Origin of the sequence: Brachybacterium sp. AOP24-D1-21, assembly GCF_052378665.1 — a bacterium.
Lineage (GTDB): Bacteria > Actinomycetota > Actinomycetes > Actinomycetales > Dermabacteraceae > Brachybacterium.
The window spans coordinates 53,898-68,616 of record NZ_JBQSXX010000001.1 but is presented as its reverse complement, the minus strand read 5'-3'; the positions used below and the strand labels follow the sequence as shown (position 1 = coordinate 68,616).

General features: G+C 71.1%; 14 protein-coding genes. 10 read left to right on the top strand and 4 right to left on the bottom strand.

Annotated features, from left to right (window positions below):
* The first annotated feature begins 84 nt into the window (after positions 1–84).
* Both priA and ACT3UF_RS00275 read left to right on the top strand, forming a co-directional pair.
* Positions 85–819, top strand: coding sequence for a bifunctional 1-(5-phosphoribosyl)-5-((5-phosphoribosylamino)methylideneamino)imidazole-4-carboxamide isomerase/phosphoribosylanthranilate isomerase PriA (priA, locus tag ACT3UF_RS00280; RefSeq protein WP_441444320.1), 735 nt, complete (start codon positions 85–87; stop codon positions 817–819).
* Entirely contained in the window at positions 816–1,703 is an 888-nt protein-coding gene (locus ACT3UF_RS00275; RefSeq protein WP_442332017.1) for an SseB family protein, read from the top strand. Before priA ends, ACT3UF_RS00275 begins: the two co-directional genes overlap by 4 nt.
* Positions 1,704–1,903: 200 nt before the next feature.
* Here ACT3UF_RS00275 and ACT3UF_RS00270 read toward each other — a convergent pair whose 3' ends face one another.
* Together ACT3UF_RS00270 and ACT3UF_RS00265 are read right to left on the bottom strand one after the other, a co-directional pair.
* Positions 1,904–2,212, bottom strand: a complete 309-nt coding sequence (locus ACT3UF_RS00270; protein ID WP_441444339.1) for a DUF1844 domain-containing protein — start codon at positions 2,210–2,212, stop codon at positions 1,904–1,906.
* Positions 2,213–2,405: 193 nt separating this feature from the next.
* The gene (locus ACT3UF_RS00265) at positions 2,406–3,392 is read right to left on the bottom strand and encodes a hypothetical protein (protein WP_444592359.1); all 987 of its coding nucleotides are present in this window, start codon (positions 3,390–3,392) and stop codon (positions 2,406–2,408) included.
* 307 nt (positions 3,393–3,699) lie between these two features.
* Here ACT3UF_RS00265 and infC point away from each other — a divergent pair, with 307 nt between their 5' ends.
* From infC to ACT3UF_RS00240, 5 genes are read left to right on the top strand one after another with little or no spacing between them, the layout of a single operon-like run.
* Complete coding sequence (gene infC, locus ACT3UF_RS00260; protein ID WP_442332021.1) at positions 3,700–4,326, top strand: translation initiation factor IF-3; 627 nt, start codon at positions 3,700–3,702, stop codon at positions 4,324–4,326.
* A gap of 25 nt (positions 4,327–4,351) precedes the next feature.
* Complete coding sequence (gene rpmI / locus ACT3UF_RS00255) at positions 4,352–4,546, top strand: 50S ribosomal protein L35 (protein ID WP_441444323.1); 195 nt, start codon at positions 4,352–4,354, stop codon at positions 4,544–4,546.
* A gap of 58 nt (positions 4,547–4,604) precedes the next feature.
* Positions 4,605–4,985, top strand: coding sequence for a 50S ribosomal protein L20 (rplT, locus tag ACT3UF_RS00250; RefSeq protein WP_096802603.1), 381 nt, complete (start codon positions 4,605–4,607; stop codon positions 4,983–4,985).
* A 29-nt stretch (positions 4,986–5,014) separates the two neighbouring features.
* On the top strand, positions 5,015–5,959 hold the full coding sequence (locus tag ACT3UF_RS00245; RefSeq protein WP_444592360.1) for a TrmH family RNA methyltransferase: 945 nt from the start codon (positions 5,015–5,017) through the stop codon (positions 5,957–5,959).
* Entirely contained in the window at positions 5,956–8,085 is a 2,130-nt protein-coding gene (locus ACT3UF_RS00240; RefSeq protein ID WP_442332014.1) for a cytochrome c oxidase assembly protein, read from the top strand. Before ACT3UF_RS00245 ends, ACT3UF_RS00240 begins: the two co-directional genes overlap by 4 nt.
* A gap of 480 nt (positions 8,086–8,565) precedes the next feature.
* Here ACT3UF_RS00240 and ACT3UF_RS00235 read toward each other — a convergent pair whose 3' ends face one another.
* Both ACT3UF_RS00235 and ACT3UF_RS00230 read right to left on the bottom strand, forming a co-directional pair.
* Positions 8,566–9,186, bottom strand: a complete 621-nt coding sequence (locus ACT3UF_RS00235; protein WP_441444326.1) for an MBL fold metallo-hydrolase — start codon at positions 9,184–9,186, stop codon at positions 8,566–8,568.
* Positions 9,183–10,283, bottom strand: coding sequence for an S-(hydroxymethyl)mycothiol dehydrogenase (locus ACT3UF_RS00230; RefSeq protein WP_441444327.1), 1,101 nt, complete (start codon positions 10,281–10,283; stop codon positions 9,183–9,185). The genes ACT3UF_RS00235 and ACT3UF_RS00230 overlap by 4 nt, the downstream gene beginning before the upstream one ends.
* Before the next feature lie 210 nt (positions 10,284–10,493).
* On the opposite strand from ACT3UF_RS00230, the gene pheS reads away from it, so the two are divergent.
* The 3 genes from pheS to ACT3UF_RS00215 are packed head-to-tail and all read left to right on the top strand — an operon-like array spanning position 10,494 to position 14,672.
* A complete protein-coding gene (gene pheS / locus ACT3UF_RS00225) occupies positions 10,494–11,600 on the top strand; it encodes a phenylalanine--tRNA ligase subunit alpha (protein ID WP_441444328.1) in 1,107 nt (368 codons plus the stop codon).
* Position 11,601: 1 nt separating this feature from the next.
* Positions 11,602–14,205 carry a phenylalanine--tRNA ligase subunit beta gene (gene pheT, locus ACT3UF_RS00220; RefSeq protein WP_444607944.1) on the top strand — a complete coding sequence of 868 codons (2,604 nt, stop codon included), beginning with the start codon at positions 11,602–11,604 and terminating at the stop codon, positions 14,203–14,205.
* On the top strand, positions 14,202–14,672 hold the full coding sequence (locus ACT3UF_RS00215; protein ID WP_444607943.1) for a hypothetical protein: 471 nt from the start codon (positions 14,202–14,204) through the stop codon (positions 14,670–14,672). Before pheT ends, ACT3UF_RS00215 begins: the two co-directional genes overlap by 4 nt.
* Positions 14,673–14,719 lie beyond the last annotated feature (47 nt).

The following is a 14,719-nucleotide window of genomic DNA, read 5'->3' as shown; positions in this document are numbered from 1 at the left end:
CACTTCCTCCGAGATCACTTTTTTCTGAGACCACTTCACCACCGTCCGGGCCATCGTCCGACCACCGCTTCCAGGAGGCACCCCATGACCGCTCCCGTGCTCGAGCTGCTCCCCGCCGTCGACGTCCAGGACGGCCAGGCCGTCCGGCTCGTCCAGGGCGAGGCCGGAACCGAGACCGCCTACGGTGCCCCGCTGGACGCGGCACTGACCTTCCAGGAGGGCGGCGCGAGCTGGCTGCACCTGGTGGACCTCGACGCCGCCTTCGGCCGCGGCACCAATGCCGCACTGCTCGCCGAGGTGGTCGCAGCCGTCGACATGAACGTCGAGCTCTCCGGCGGGATCCGCGATGACGAGTCGCTCGCCGCGGCGCTCGCCACCGGCTGCCGCCGCGTCAACCTCGGCACCGCCGCGCTCGAGAACCCGGAGTGGACCGCAGAGATCCTCGCCGAGCACGGCGACCGCATCGCCGTCGGCCTCGACGTGCGCGGCACCACTCTGGCGGCCCGCGGCTGGACCCGCGACGGCGGCGACCTCTGGGAGACCCTCGAGCGGCTCGACGAGGCCGGCTGCCAGCGCTACGTCGTCACCGACGTCACCAAGGACGGCACCTTGCGCGGACCCAACCTCGAGCTGCTGGCCGAAGTGTGCTCGCGCACGGAGGCGAAGGTGGTCGCCTCGGGCGGGATCTCCTCCCTCGACGACCTGCGCGCCCTGCGCGAGCTGGTCTCGGCCGGCGTCGAGGGCGCGATCGTCGGCAAGGCCCTGTACGCGCAGGCGTTCACGATGGGCGAGGCGCTCGACGTCGCGGGCCGCCCATGAGCCCGGCGCAGGATCACGACCGTTCAGGGTCCCCGGCCGGGGCCCCGGAAGGGGCCCTGCCCGATGCGTCGGCGGAGCCTGCCGACCGCACCGAGCAGATCCACCGGACGCTGCCCGCCCATTTCCGCGAGAAGTCCCCGCTGACGGACACCGCCGGAGTCTCCTGGGAGGGACGGGACTACACGGTCAGCCCCTTTCCCGCAGATGACGGCAGCGCACCCGCGGCAGTGACCGCGGCCCTCGCCGCGCATCGGGCCGGCCAGGATCCCCACCGGCAGGGGCTGGTCTCCGCCCTCGCCGCAGCCCGGGTGCTGGTGCCGATCATGGCGGTCGCCACCGAGACCGGGACCACGGTCCACGGGCTCACCGGTGACAACGGCGCCGACATGGCGATGGTCTCGATCACGGCGCCCGACGGCACGACGGTGCTGCCGCTGTTCACTTCGGTGGCGGCCCTCGCCGCCTGGCGCTCCGACGCCAGGCCGGTGCCGGTCATCGCCCCGCAGGCTGCGCAGGCAGCGGTGCAGGAGGGCTGCACGGCCCTGCTCCTCGACCCCGCGACCCCGGCAGCGGAGGGCGGACCGGTGCTGCTGCCGCGCTCGGTGCTGTGGGCGCTGGCCCAGGGGAGGGAGTGGATCCCTCCGCACCAGGATCCCGAGCTGGCCGAGGTGCTGGACAGGGTTGCCTCCGACTCCTCTGACGAGGTGCTCGCATTGACCGCGCGGGCCGGGGAACGGGCCGAGGTGGATCTCCAGCTCCGACTGCGGCCCGGGCTCACCGCGCCCGCGGTGCGTCAGGCAGTCGATGAGGTCACGGCACGCCTCGGCGCCGAGCAGCTGGTCGCCGAGCGGATCAGCTCGCTCCGCCTCGTCCTCGGCTCCTGACCCCAGGGTCTCCTCGAGCCCTGCAGACTCCTAGGGTCTCCCCGGGCCGTGCGGGCTTCTAGGAACTCCCCGGGCCCAGCGGGGCTCCCAGAAACCCCAGGGGCCCGGGCCCCCGCAGCTCCCGGGAACCCCTTGCAACTCTTCGCGTTCCAGGCACGACGCACTCGCGGTCGACGACGCGTGGTCAGGAACCCTCGAGGTCAGGAGACGCGGCCGGTGTACTTCTCGCCCGGCGCCTCACCGGGGGCGTCCGGGAAGGGGAGCGCCTCGGCGAAGGCCAGCTGGAGCGAGCGCAGGCCGTCACGCAGCGAGCGGGCATGCTCGTTGCCGATCTCCGGAGCCGCGGCGGTCACGAGACCGGCCAGGGCGTTGATCAGCTTCCGGGCCTCGTCGAGGTCCTGGTACTGACCGGTCTCCTCGTCCTCCGCGAGCCCGACCTTTACGGCCGCAGCGCTCAGCAGGTGCACGCAGGCGGAGGTGATGATCTCCACCGCGGCGACGTCGGCGATATCGCGGAGCTCCTCAGCGCCCGTGGCGGGAGCCTCGGCGTGACCGGCATGGTCCGCATGGTCGGCGTGGCCGGCATGGTTCGCGTGGTCGGAGTGGTCGTGGTGCTGGTGATCGTTCACGTCTGCAGAGATCCTTCGTGGTCGGTGGTGCACGCCCGGTGCGGGCGCGCGGGGTGGTGGTGTGGGGCGGTGATCAGCTTCCCAGAGGAAGGGTCCCGGCCTCGTCCACCATGCTGAAAGTGAAGTGCAGGCCGGTGGGCTGGGTGCCGATGGGGACGTCGTAGACCTTGTGGAAGGTGGCGGTGCTCTCCGGGGAGACCACTCCGAAGGGTCGGCTGTCCGCGACGAAGTTCGCGCTCGCGTCTGAGTCGGGAGCGTAGGTCTGGCCGTCGCCCGCCTCGAGCTCCACCAGCTCTGCAATGTCCACGCTCGTGTCGCGCGGGTTCTCGACCTCGAAGATCACGACGATGTATTCACCCTCGGGCTCCATGGTCGAGCCCGGAGTGCCGACCTTGCGTACACCGATCTCGGTGCTCACCTCCGTGATGGTCACCTCGCCGATCTGCACCTGCCCGGGGCCGGCTGGATCCTGCGCCGTCCCGGTCGCGGGCGCCGACGGGGCCGACGAACCGGCTGCGGGTGCGGCGGGCGAGAGCGCCCGGAAGGCGAGCACCCCGCCACCGACGATGACCACCAGCAGCAGGACAGCGATCACCGAGATCCCTGCGATGAGCAGGCCACGCCGGCTCCTCCCGGCGGGCAGGGCTTCCTTCGGCGGCGCAGGCCGACGGTTGGGCCTGGCCGGCCGCGGCGGTGGCGTGGGGAATCCCTCGGGAACAGGACGGAGCACTGCTCGTGGCGCCGTGCGCAGAGCGGTCACCGGCCGGATGCCGGTGGCGGGGACCTGCCCGGTGCCGCTGTCGGCGGGGGCCCCGGGTACCGCGGCGGAGGTCTCCTCGCCGGCGGAGAAGTCGGCGGCGGGTGCCTCATCCGCGTCGAATGCTGCGGAGGGTGCATCGTCCTCCGCGATTCCGGAGTCGGCGGCGCGAGCACCGCCGGTTCCCGCGGCATCGAGCGGTGTCTGCCCGTAGCCGTAGTCGTGGGGCTCAGGGGACGGCGTGCTGGGGACGGGACGACCGGGGAGGTCGTCCCCGCCGGACGCATCGCGGTCGGTCTCCACCAGCACTCCTTGTTGTCGCAGCATGCGGGCGCGACGCACATCACCTGGACTGCGGCCGCACTCCTGCTAGGATAGACGATTGGAACAGGTCGAGACCCTCGTCTTCAGTTCCTTCAAGTGGAGTCCCTTCCCACCTCGTGGCGATCAGCCCGTGAGCCTTCCGGCCCGCGAGCGCACAGCTGCTGGGTCAGTATCGCAGTCAGGCAGCAATGCCTGTACCGCGCTGTGGCGCGTGCACCTGGGGCCTCCGCATGATATTGCGGGGGCTTTCGTCGTCTTCCGACTCGAATCAAGGTGAGGAGCCAACATCAGCGAACAGCGCATCAATGGTCAGATCAGGGTCCCCAAGGTCCTCCTGGTCGGGCCCGCCGGCGAGCAGGTCGGTGAGGTCCGTGTCGAGGACGCCCTGCGTCTCGCACAGGAATCAGGCCTCGATCTCGTCGAGGTCGCGCCCGGCGCGAATCCGCCGGTCGCGCGTCTGATGGATTACGGCAAGTACAAGTACGAAGCCAACCTGAAGGCCCGTGAGTCGCGCAAGAACCAGGCGAACACGGTCCAGAAGGAAATCCGTATGGGCCTGAAGATCGATACCCATGACTACGACACCAAGCGCCGTAATGTTGAGAAGTTCCTTGACGGTGGCGACAAGGTCAAGGTCATCATTCGCTTCCGTGGTCGTGAGCAGTCCCGTCCCGAGAGGGGCGTCAAGCTTCTCGGTCGTATGGCCGAGGACGTCGCCGACTACGGCTTCGTCGAGTCGCATCCGCGGCAGGACGGCCGCAACATGGTGATGGTCTTCGGGCCTCACAAGAAGAAGGCCCAGGCCATGGCCGAGGCCCGCAAGCGCAAGACCGATGCTGAGAAGGCTGCTGCTCGGAGCGAGGACGAGAAGTCCGCTCCCACGGCTGAGGCCGACACCAGCGCCGAGTCCTGAGAAACGTCACAAGGAGAACAGGCAGATGCCGAAGAACAAGACCCACTCGGGTACCAAGAAGCGCGTCCGCGTCACCGGCTCGGGCAAGCTCATGCGCGAGAAGGCCAACGCCCGCCACCTGCTGGAGCACAAGTCCTCCACCCGCAAGCGCCGTCTCGGCAACGACACCTCTGTCGCCAAGGCCGATGTCAAGCGTATGAAGAAGCTGCTGGGCCGCTGATCGCCCACGTGGGAGCACTGCTCCCGCGCCCCTGAATTTACGATCGAAGGAGTATCACGTGGCACGCGTGAAGCGGGCGGTAAACGCCCATAAGAAGCGTCGGGAAATCCTGGAGCAGGCCAGCGGCTACCGCGGTCAGCGCTCTCGCCTGTACCGCAAGGCGAAGGAGCAGGTGCTGCACTCGCAGACCTACAACTTCCGCGACCGCAAGAAGCGCAAGGGCAACTTCCGTCAGCTCTGGATCCAGCGCATCAACGCTGCGGCCCGCGCCAACGGCATGACCTACAACCGCCTCATCCAGGGCCTCGGCCTGGCCGGCGTCGAGGTCGACCGCCGCATGCTCGCAGAGCTCGCCGTCAACGACGCCCCGGCATTTGCCGCCCTGGTCGAGGTCGCGAAGAACGCCCTCCCCGAGGACGTCAACGCCCCGGCAGCCTGACATCGCGGCATCTGTTGCGAAGAACCGCAATGCCTGAGCGCCCGGATCAGTCTCCGCTCACCTCTGCCCGCTCCGAGCGGGTGAAGAAGGTGGCGGCGCTGACCGGGCGCTCTGCACGTCGTAAGCAGGGCAGGTTCCGGATCGAGGGGCCGCAGTCGGTCCGCTCGCTGCTGGCGCATCGCCCCGAGCTGGCGCTCGAGGTCTTCCTCACCGAGCGTGCGGCCACGGGCCACCCCGAGCTGATCGAGCTGGCCCGCGCCGCCGGGGTACCCGTACGCACCGTCGATGAGCAGATCCTGCGCGCCCTGGTCCGTGACACCGCAGCGACCAGCTCAGCGGGGGCCACGGACGCCCCCGGCGCCCCGGAAGCACTCGGTGCCTCCGGTACTGCCGGTGTTGCCGGTGCCTCAGGCTCCCTGGTCTCCCCGCAGGGGGTCGTCGCCGTCGGCGCCCTGCCCGCCGAGGACCCGTCGGCCGCCGCAGCAGCCCTGGGCGCGCTGCCACCCGAGGGTCCCGTCACCGTCGCAGTGCTCCACGAGGTTCGCGACCCCGGCAACGTCGGCACCCTGATCCGCACGGCGGACGCCGCCGGCGCCGACCTGGTGCTGCTGACCCGCACCAGCGCCGACCCCTACGCACCCAAGGCGGTGCGCGCCGCCGTCGGCAGCCTGTTCCACCTCCCCGTGCTCACCGGCGCCGAGATCGAGGACGTGCTCGCGCAGCTCGCCGCCACCTCCATCGCCGCCGCCGCCACCAGCGGGTACGCCGACTCCGAGCTCTTCACCGCGGCGCTTCCCGCGCGGATCGCCTGGATCTTCGGCAACGAGGCACGCGGCCTGGACGAGGCCACCCTCGCCGCCGCCCCGTTGACCGTGCGGATCCCCCTGGCCGGGCACGCCGAATCGCTCAACGTCCACACCGCCGCGACCGTCTGCCTCTTCGAGACGCTCCGGCGCCGACAGGCAGGGGCATGAACGCCGTCTCCCAGCGCGCCGGCGCCCTCGCACTTCCTATCCTCCTGCTCCTCACCGTCGCCGCCGCCCTGGCGGGCATGGCAGCCACCGGAGCCCTCGCCCCTGCCGAACTCGTCCCCGCCTCTCCGCTGGTCACCTGGGGCCTGCCGGTCGTACGTGCACTGCACCACCTGGGCCTGCTGCTCGCCATCGGGGCCGGTGGAACCGCAGTGCTGCTGCTGCCGGGTCCCGGTCGCCGCCAAGTGACCACCCTGGATCCGCTGCGCCGCCGGACCGTGCGCCTCGGCGCCGCGGGAGCGCTGCTGTGGGCGGCGGCCTCCCTCGCCCTGATCCCGCTGGTCGGACTGGAAGCCACCGGCGCCGGCAGCGACCTCAACCTCTGGGACGTGGCGATGGGTGGTGAGCTGGGCCGGATCCAGCTGAGCATCACCGTCTTCGCGGCGCTGTCCGCTCTCGCCTATGCGCTCGCGCGCTCCACGGTGCTGGCCAGCTGGGGGCTGGCCTTCGCCGGGGTCGGCGCCGCCGCGCTGGGGCTCGCCGGGCATGCCGGCTCCAGCCTCGACCACATCAACGCCGTCAATGCGATGTCGGTGCACCTGGTGGCGGTCAGCGTCTGGGCCGGGGGGCTGCTGGTGCTCTTCCTGCTCGATGCCCGCATGGACGAGACGCAGATGGCCACCGCGATCCGCCGGTTCTCGCCCTGGGCGCTGGCGGCCGTGGCAGCCCTCGCGCTCAGCGGGCTGATCAGCGCGTGGATCCGGATGTCCCACTGGTCCGAGCTGCTCACCACCGGCTATGGCCGGGTGGTGCTGATCAAGGCGCTGGGCCTGCTCACTCTCGCCGTGCTGGGTGCTCTGCAGCGGCGACGGCTGGGGGAGCGGATCCGATTCCGTCACCTCGTCGCGACCGAGGGCCTGGTGATGGCCGCGGTGATCGGTGCGTCGATCGCCCTGGGCCGCTCCGCTCCGCCGGTCCCGCAGGAGATCCCCGCCGTGGGGGAGCTGCGGGTCCTGGCCCTGGTGGGCTACCTCCCGCCGGAGCGCGAGTTCTCGCCCGGCACCCTGTTCACCGTGTTCCAGCCCGACTGGATCGCTCTCGCCCTGGCCGTGACGATGGCCGGCCTGTACGTGACCGGCGTGGTGCGTCTGACCCGTCGCGGGGATGTCTGGCCGTGGATCCGGACCGCGTGCTTCCTGGCGGGCTGTCTCGCCTTCGCCTGGGTGATGAACGGCGGCGCTGCGGCTTGGGGCAAGTTCCGCTTCGACGCGCACATGATCCAGCACATGGCGATGATGATGATCGTGCCGCCGCTGTGGGTGCTCGGCGGCCCGGTCACGCTGCTGTCCCGCGCGGTCGCGCCCCGCACCGACGGCTCCCGCGGCGTGCGCGAATGGGTGCTGGCCGCTCTGCACTCCAGCTATTCCCGGCTGGTCTCCTCCCCGCCGGTGGCCGGGTTCCTCTTCGTGGGCTCGTTGATCGTCTTCTACTTCTCGCCCCTGTTCGAGCTGGCCATGGAGCACCACGTCGGGCATCTGCTGATGACGGTGCACTTCCTCGCCTCCGGCTACCTGTTCGCCTGGGTGCTGATCGGCGTCGACCCCTCCCAGAAGCCGATCAACCCGGTGCTGAAACTGATCACCCTGCTGGTCACCCTCGCGTTCCACGCCTTCTTCGGGGTGGCCATGGTCTCGGCGACCTGGCTGGTCGCGGAGGACTGGTACACCCAGCTCGGGATGTACCCGTTGGATCGGCTCGAGCTGATCCAGGTGCGCGGCGGCACCATCATGTGGGCGATCTCGGAGGTCCCGACCGTCGGCTACGCGATCATCGTCGCGGCGATGTGGATGAAGTCCGACGATCGCCGGGCCCGCCAGTACGACCGCAAGGCGGAGCGGGACGGCGGCGCCGAGCTCGCGGCCTACAACGCCTATCTGGCGCAGCTGCGGGGTGAGAGCGATCTGGACCCGGCGGAGGAGCCGGCGGCCACAGCGGAGTCCGGCGTCGCGTCCGTCGCTGACGCCGACGAGGCGGGCTGCGCTGAGCGCGGGGACGCGGCCGACGGCGAGGCGGTCCGGCCGTCCGCTGAACAGGGGACCCCTCCCACGAACGGCCCGCAGACCGCATGAGCCACGATGCGCGGGGTCGGGTCCTCCGCTTCAGCCCCATGACTCTCGACGCGGCCCGGGTTCGTCAGCGCGGACCCCACCGAGGACGGTGAGGCCTGTGAGATCAGCCTGGGTCTGCACCCGGATCTCACGGGCTGCGGCCGCGGCTCCGCCTTCCTCGCCGCCGGGCTGCAGCAGCCCCGTCGCTCGGAGATGCCTGATCGCATCGTGCTGAGCGTCGCCGCGTTCAACATCCGGGCGAACAGCGCGTAGGAGGGTGCCGGATTCGAGGACATCGAACGGCATGCCCCGCGCACCGATGGCGGGTCCATGACGTCGTCCGCACGGAGCTGCGGAGACGCTGAGCACCGCTGACGCGAGGGCAGACAGAGCTCGGATGCACGCGCGCCCGACGCAGAACGGCGGCGATCGTCCGGAGATGATCGCCGCCGCTCCCGTGCTCAGCCGGGTCAGCTCAGCGAGGGCCCGTCAGTGCGGGACTCAGAGCCAGTCGCCCTGGGCCGCCCGCTTCTCTGTGCCGATGGTGGTGTCGGGGCCGTGGCCGGTGTGCACCACCGTGTCCTCGGGCAGCGCGAACAGCCGCTCCCGCACGGACTCCTCGATCGTCTCCCGGGAGGAGAAGGAGCGCCCGGTGGCACCGGGACCGCCCTGGAACAGGGTGTCGCCGGTGAACACGGCGCCCAGCTCCTCGGAGTAGTAGCAGGTCGAGCCGGGGGAGTGGCCCGGGGTGTGCAGCGCCTCGAGGTTCACCCCCGCGATCGTGAACATGTCGCCGTCGGCGACGTCGTCGTCCCAGGGCAGGTCGCCATGGGTGAGCTGCCAGACCTCGCGGTCCGCGGGGTTCAGCAGGATCGGTGCCTCGAGCGCCTCGGACAGCTCGGGGGCCATCCGCACGTGGTCGTCGTGGGCGTGGGTGAGCAGGATGCCCACGCACTCCCGGTTGCCGACCAGATCGAGCACGGTGTCGAGATCATGCGGGGCATCGAAGACCACGCACTGCTCGTCATCGCCGAGCACCCAGACGTTGTTGTCCACCTGATGGGTCTCGCCGTCGAGGCTGAAGGTTCCCGAGGTGACGGCGTGCGCGAGCCGGGCGGTCATCGGCCGATCACCGCCACGGTGCGCAGGGTGTCGCCCTCGTGGAGCGCATCCAGGGAGCCGTCGACCCCGGCGAGGTCGGTGCGACCGGTGACGAAGCGGTCCAGGGGGAGTCGTCCCTGCAGGAAGAGGTCGATGAGATACGGGAAGTCCCGCTCGGGGAGGCAGTCCCCGTACCAGGAGGACTTCAGCGACCCGCCCCGGCCGAAGACATCCAGCAGCGGCAGGGTGAGCTCCACCCCCGGGCGCGGCACGCCCACCAGCACCACGCGGCCGGCGAGGTCTCGGGAGTAGAAGGCGGTCTCGTAGGTCTGCGGAATGCCCACGGCGTCCACGACCACGTCAGCGCCGAAGCCGCCGGTGAGCTCCTGGACCTTCTCGGCCACCTGCTGGGGGGAGAGGCCCTGGGTGAGCACGGTGTGGGTGGCGCCCAGCTCCTTCGCGGCGGCGAGCTTCTTCTCGTCGACGTCGAGCCCGATGATCGTGGTCGCGCCGGCGAGCTTCGCCCCGGCGATCGCGGCGCAGCCCACGCCGCCCAGACCGATCACCGCGAGGGATTCGCCCCGCTGCACGGCGCCGGTGTTGATCGCGGCGCCGATGCCCGCCATCACGCCGCAGCCCAGGAGGCCGGCGACCTCGGCAGGGGCGTCCTCGGAGACCTTCGTGCACTGTCCCTCATGGACCAGGGTCTTCTCCGCGAAGGAGCCGATGCCCAGCGCCGCGGTGAGCTCGGTGCCGTCGGTGAGGGTCGTGGGCTTGGAGGCGTTGTGGGTGTCGAAGCAGTACTGCGGTACGCCCTTCTTGCAGGCACGGCACTGCCCGCAGACGGCCCGCCAGTTCAGCACCACGTAGTCGCCGACCTCCACGTGGGTGACGTTCTCACCGATCACGGAGACGCGGCCGGCGGATTCGTGCCCCAGCAGGAAGGGGAACTCGTCGTTGATCCCGCCGTCGCGGTAGGCGAGGTCGGTGTGGCAGACGCCGGTCGCCTCGATGTCGACCACGACATCGTTCGGGCCGGGGTCGGGGATCACGATGTCGAGCAGCTCGGCGGGCTGCTTCTCACTGCGGGCGACGACGCCCTTCACGGTCCAGGTCATGCTGGCCTCCTTCGAGGTCGGGGTTTGCCCACCAGCCTATCCGCGCTGATCACCCGATGACTGGATCCGTCCCGATGAGGTGCGTCGCGTCGTCGGCGGTTGTGCTCCCCGGGCAGTCGCCGCACCTCCTAGAATGGCGTGCGGTGCCCGCGCGGCAGTTCCCGCACCTTGGTGCCCGTGCCCTCCTGCCCCCGGACGAAAGCGATACCTGTGTCCGAGTCATCCTCGACTCCCGCCGCCCCGGCCCTCGACGAGGCGACCATCGGTGACGCCATCGATGCCGCGCTCTCCGCGATCGCCGCGGCCGCCTCCACCGCCGAGCTCAAGCAGGTCCGCATCGAGCATGTCGGTGACGCCAGCGTGCTCTCGAGCGCGAACCGCGCCATCAAGGACCTCCCCAAGGAGCAGAAGGCCGCCGCCGGCAAGCTGGTGGGCCAGGGCAAGGGTCGCGTCCAGAAGCAGCTCGCCGCCCGCCAGCAGGAGCTCGCCGCCGCCGAGGAGGAGGCCGCGCTCGCCGCGGAGACGGTCGACGTCACCCTCCCCACCGACCTGCGCCCCCGCGGGGCCTCGCATCCGCTGACGGTGCTGCAGGACCGGATCAACGACTTCTTCGTCGGCATCGGCTGGGAGATCGCCGAGGGCCCGGAGATCGAATCCTCCTGGCTGAACTTCGATGCCCTGAACGCTGACCCGGAGCACCCCTCGCGTTCCCTGCAGGACACCCTGTACGTCGCGCCCGAGGGCTCCGGCATGCTGCTGCGCACCCAGACCTCGCCGGTGCAGATCCGCGCCATGCTCGAGCGTGGCGCTCCGCTGTATGTCGCCTGCCCCGGCACCGTCTACCGGGCCGACGAGATCGACGCGACCCACTCGCCGATGTTCCACCAGGTCGAGGGCCTCGCGATCGACAAGGGCCTGACGATGGCGAATCTCGTGGGCACCCTCGACGCCTTCGCCGCGCACATCTTCGGCGGGGCGCCGATCACGCGCCTGCGCCCGAACCACTTCCCCTTCACCGAGCCCAGCGCCGAGATGGACTTCCGCTGCTTCAGCTGCGAGGCGCGCGAGGGCCTGGACCACGAGGCGGACCCGAACTGCCGGGTGTGCGGCGGTACGGGCTGGATCGAGATGGGCGGCTGCGGCATGGTCCACCCGAACGTCCTGCGCGCGGCCGGCGTGGACCCCGAGGAGTACCAGGGCTTCGCCTTCGGCCTGGGGATCGAGCGCATCCTCATGCTCCGCAACAGCGTGGCGGACATGCGCGACATGGTGGAGGGCGACGTCCGCTTCTCCCAGCACTACGGTACGGAGATCTGAGATGCCCCGCATTCCCCTGACCTGGCTCGCCGAGCACACCGAGCTGACCGCCGGCGCCTCCGCCCAGCAGGTCGCCACCGACCTCTCCCGCGTGGGACTCGAAGAGGAAGCGATCTTCGGCGCCCAGGTGTCCGGTCCGCTCGTCGTCGGCCGCGTGCTGGAACTCGTCAAGGAGCCCCAGAAGAACGGCAAGACCATCAACTGGGTGCGCGTGGACGTCGGCCCCGAGCACAACGAGGACGCCGACAACCCCAAGGACCCCCAGCCGGGCGAGGAGCGCCCCAGCCGCGGCATCATCTGCGGCGCGCACAACTTCGTCGAGGGCGACCTGGTGGTGGTCTCCCTGCCCGGCACCGTGCTGCCCGGCGACTTCGCGATCGCGGCCCGCAGAACCTACGGCCACACCTCCGACGGGATGATCTGCTCCGGCGACGAGCTGGGGCTGGGGGAGGACCCCTCCGGCGAGGACGGCATCATCGTGCTGGGCCGCGGCCACGCCGAGGGCCTGACCGGGGAGCCCGGGGACGACGCGATCGCCCTGCTCGGTCTCGCCGACGAGGTCGTCGAGATCAACGTGACCCCGGACCGCGGCTACTGCTTCTCCATGCGCGGCGTGGCCCGCGAGTACTCCCACGCGACCGGCGCGAGCTTCACCGACCCGGTCACCAGCGTGGACGTCCCGCAGGCCGAAGCGGGCGGAGTCGCCGTCCAGCTGCGCGACCAGGCCCCGCTCCGTGAGGTCGCGGGCTGCTCGCGCTTCGTCGCCCTCGAGGTGCGCGGCGTGGACCCTGCCGCCCAGACCCCGCGCTGGATGGCCCGCCGCCTGACCCTCGCGGGCATGCGACCGATCTCGCTGATCGTCGACGTCACGAACTACGTGATGCTCGATCTCGGACAGCCGCTGCACGCCTACGACGCCGACAAGGTCGTCGCCCCGATCGTGGTGCGCCGCGCCCGCAAGGGCGAGAAGCTCACCACGCTGGACGACGTCACCCGCACCCTGGATCCGGAAGACCTGCTCATCACCGACAGCGAGGGCGGCGAGGGCGAGCGCCTGCTCGGCATCGCCGGTGTGATGGGTGGAAAGTCCACCGAGGTCTCCAGCACCACCTCGAACATCGTGCTCGAGGCGGCGACCTTCCACTCCATCTCGGTGGCCCGCTCCGCGCGCCGTCACCGCCTGCCCTCGGAGGCGTCCAAGCGCTTCGAGCGCGGCGTGGATCCGCAGCTGCCGCTGGTCGCGGCCTACCGTGCCGCACAGCTGATCGCCCAGTTCGGCGGCGGCGAGATCGCGCCGACGGTCACTGATGAGGGCTCGGTCCCCGCCCCGGCCGCGGCGATCACCCTCCCGCTCGGCGACGCCGAACGCGTGGTCGGCATCGCCTACACCCCGGAGCAGGTGCGCGGCAGCCTCGAGATGATCGGCTGCCAGGTCGAGGACGCCCGCGACGGCTCCCTCGCCGTCTCCCCGCCCTCCTGGCGCCCGGACCTCACCATCCGGGAGGACCTGATCGAGGAGATCGCCCGTCTCGTCGGCTACGAGACGATCCCGTCGATCCTGCCCACGGCGCCCGGCGGACGGGGCCTCACCCGCGCCCAGCGAGCCCGTCGTGACGCACACCGCGCACTCGCCGAGGCAGGGGTCATCGAGGTCACGTCCTATCCCTTCGTGGGCGAGGGCATCTTCGACGCCCTGCGCTATGAGGCCGACGACACGCGGCGCGACGCCGTGCGCCTGCTGAACCCGCTGGCCGACGACGAGCCGCTGATGCGGACCTCCCTGCTGCAGACCCTGCTGCCCGTCGCCCGGCGGAACCTCGGCCGCGGCGAGGAGTCGGTGGCGATCTTCCAGCTCGGCACCACCTCCCGCTCCCGCGGTGAGGGCGCCCGCTCACCGGTCCCGGCGGCTGGCCAGCGGCCCACCGACGCCGAGCTCGAGGAGGTCCTCGCCGCACTGCCGGTCCAGACCCGCACCCTCGCCGCCGTGGTCGGCGGGGCGTCCGGCCCGGATTCCTGGCAGGGCGAGGTCGCGCCCTGGGGCTGGGCCGACGCCTTCGAGCTCGCGCGCCGCACGGCCGCGGCCGTCGGCGCCGCGCTCGAGGTGCGCCAGGTCGAGCACGCTCCCTTCCACCCCGGCCGCGCCGGCGAGCTGCGAGTCCTCACCACCGACGGGGAGAGCACGGTGATCGGCCATGCCGGTGAGCTGCACCCCGCCGTGGTCAAGGAGTTCGGCCTCCCGGCACGCACCAGCGCATTCGAGCTCGACCTCGAGGCGCTGATCGCCGCGGCCCCGGCCGTCGTCACCGCGACCCCGGTGCCCACCTATCCGGTGGCCAAAGAGGACTTCGCCTTCGTGGTCGATCAGGACGTCCCCGCAGCGGCCGTCGAGGCCGCGATCATCGTGGGCATCGGCGACCTCGCCGAGAACGTCCACCTGTTCGACGTCTTCACCGGTGAGCAGATCGGCGAGGGGAAGAAGTCGCTCGCCTTCGCGGTGCGGCTGCGCTCCACCGAGGGCACTCTGAGCGCGGAGCAGATCGGTGAGGCGCGCAAGCGCTGCATCGCCGCCGTCGACGCCGCCGTCGGAGGAGTGCTTCGCGCATGAGCTCGACGCCTCCGGCCACCGGTCCCGCGCCGACACCGCCCGTGCCGGCGCGGAACGGGACCATCGCCTGGGCGCTGGGCTTCCTCGCGTACTTCCCGATCCCCTTCGTAGGGCTGGTGATCGCCGGGATCACCCAGCTCATCGTCGGCCTCCGCCAGCGGAAGCATGGCGGGCTCGCCGCAGTCAACGGCGTGCGCGCCGCGAACTGGGGCCTGACCCAGCTGTGCTGGCCGGTGCTGATGGCGCTCACGATGCTGATCGCGGTGCTCACCGGAGCTCCCTCTCCCACCGGGGACGGGATGATGTTCCACCCCGTGATGAACGTGCTCGTCTTCACGGTGCTGGGACTCTTCTTCATCGTGTGCCTGCTGCAGGCGGTCTACGCGATCGTCGGCACGGTGGTGGCGTCCAAGGGTCGGCGGGTGGGGCTGCCCGTGATCCCGTTCCTGCGCGCCCCGCGCGGCTGAGGATCCGCAGGAAGAGCGCACAGGTCGCCCAGAACCGGGCACGCGCC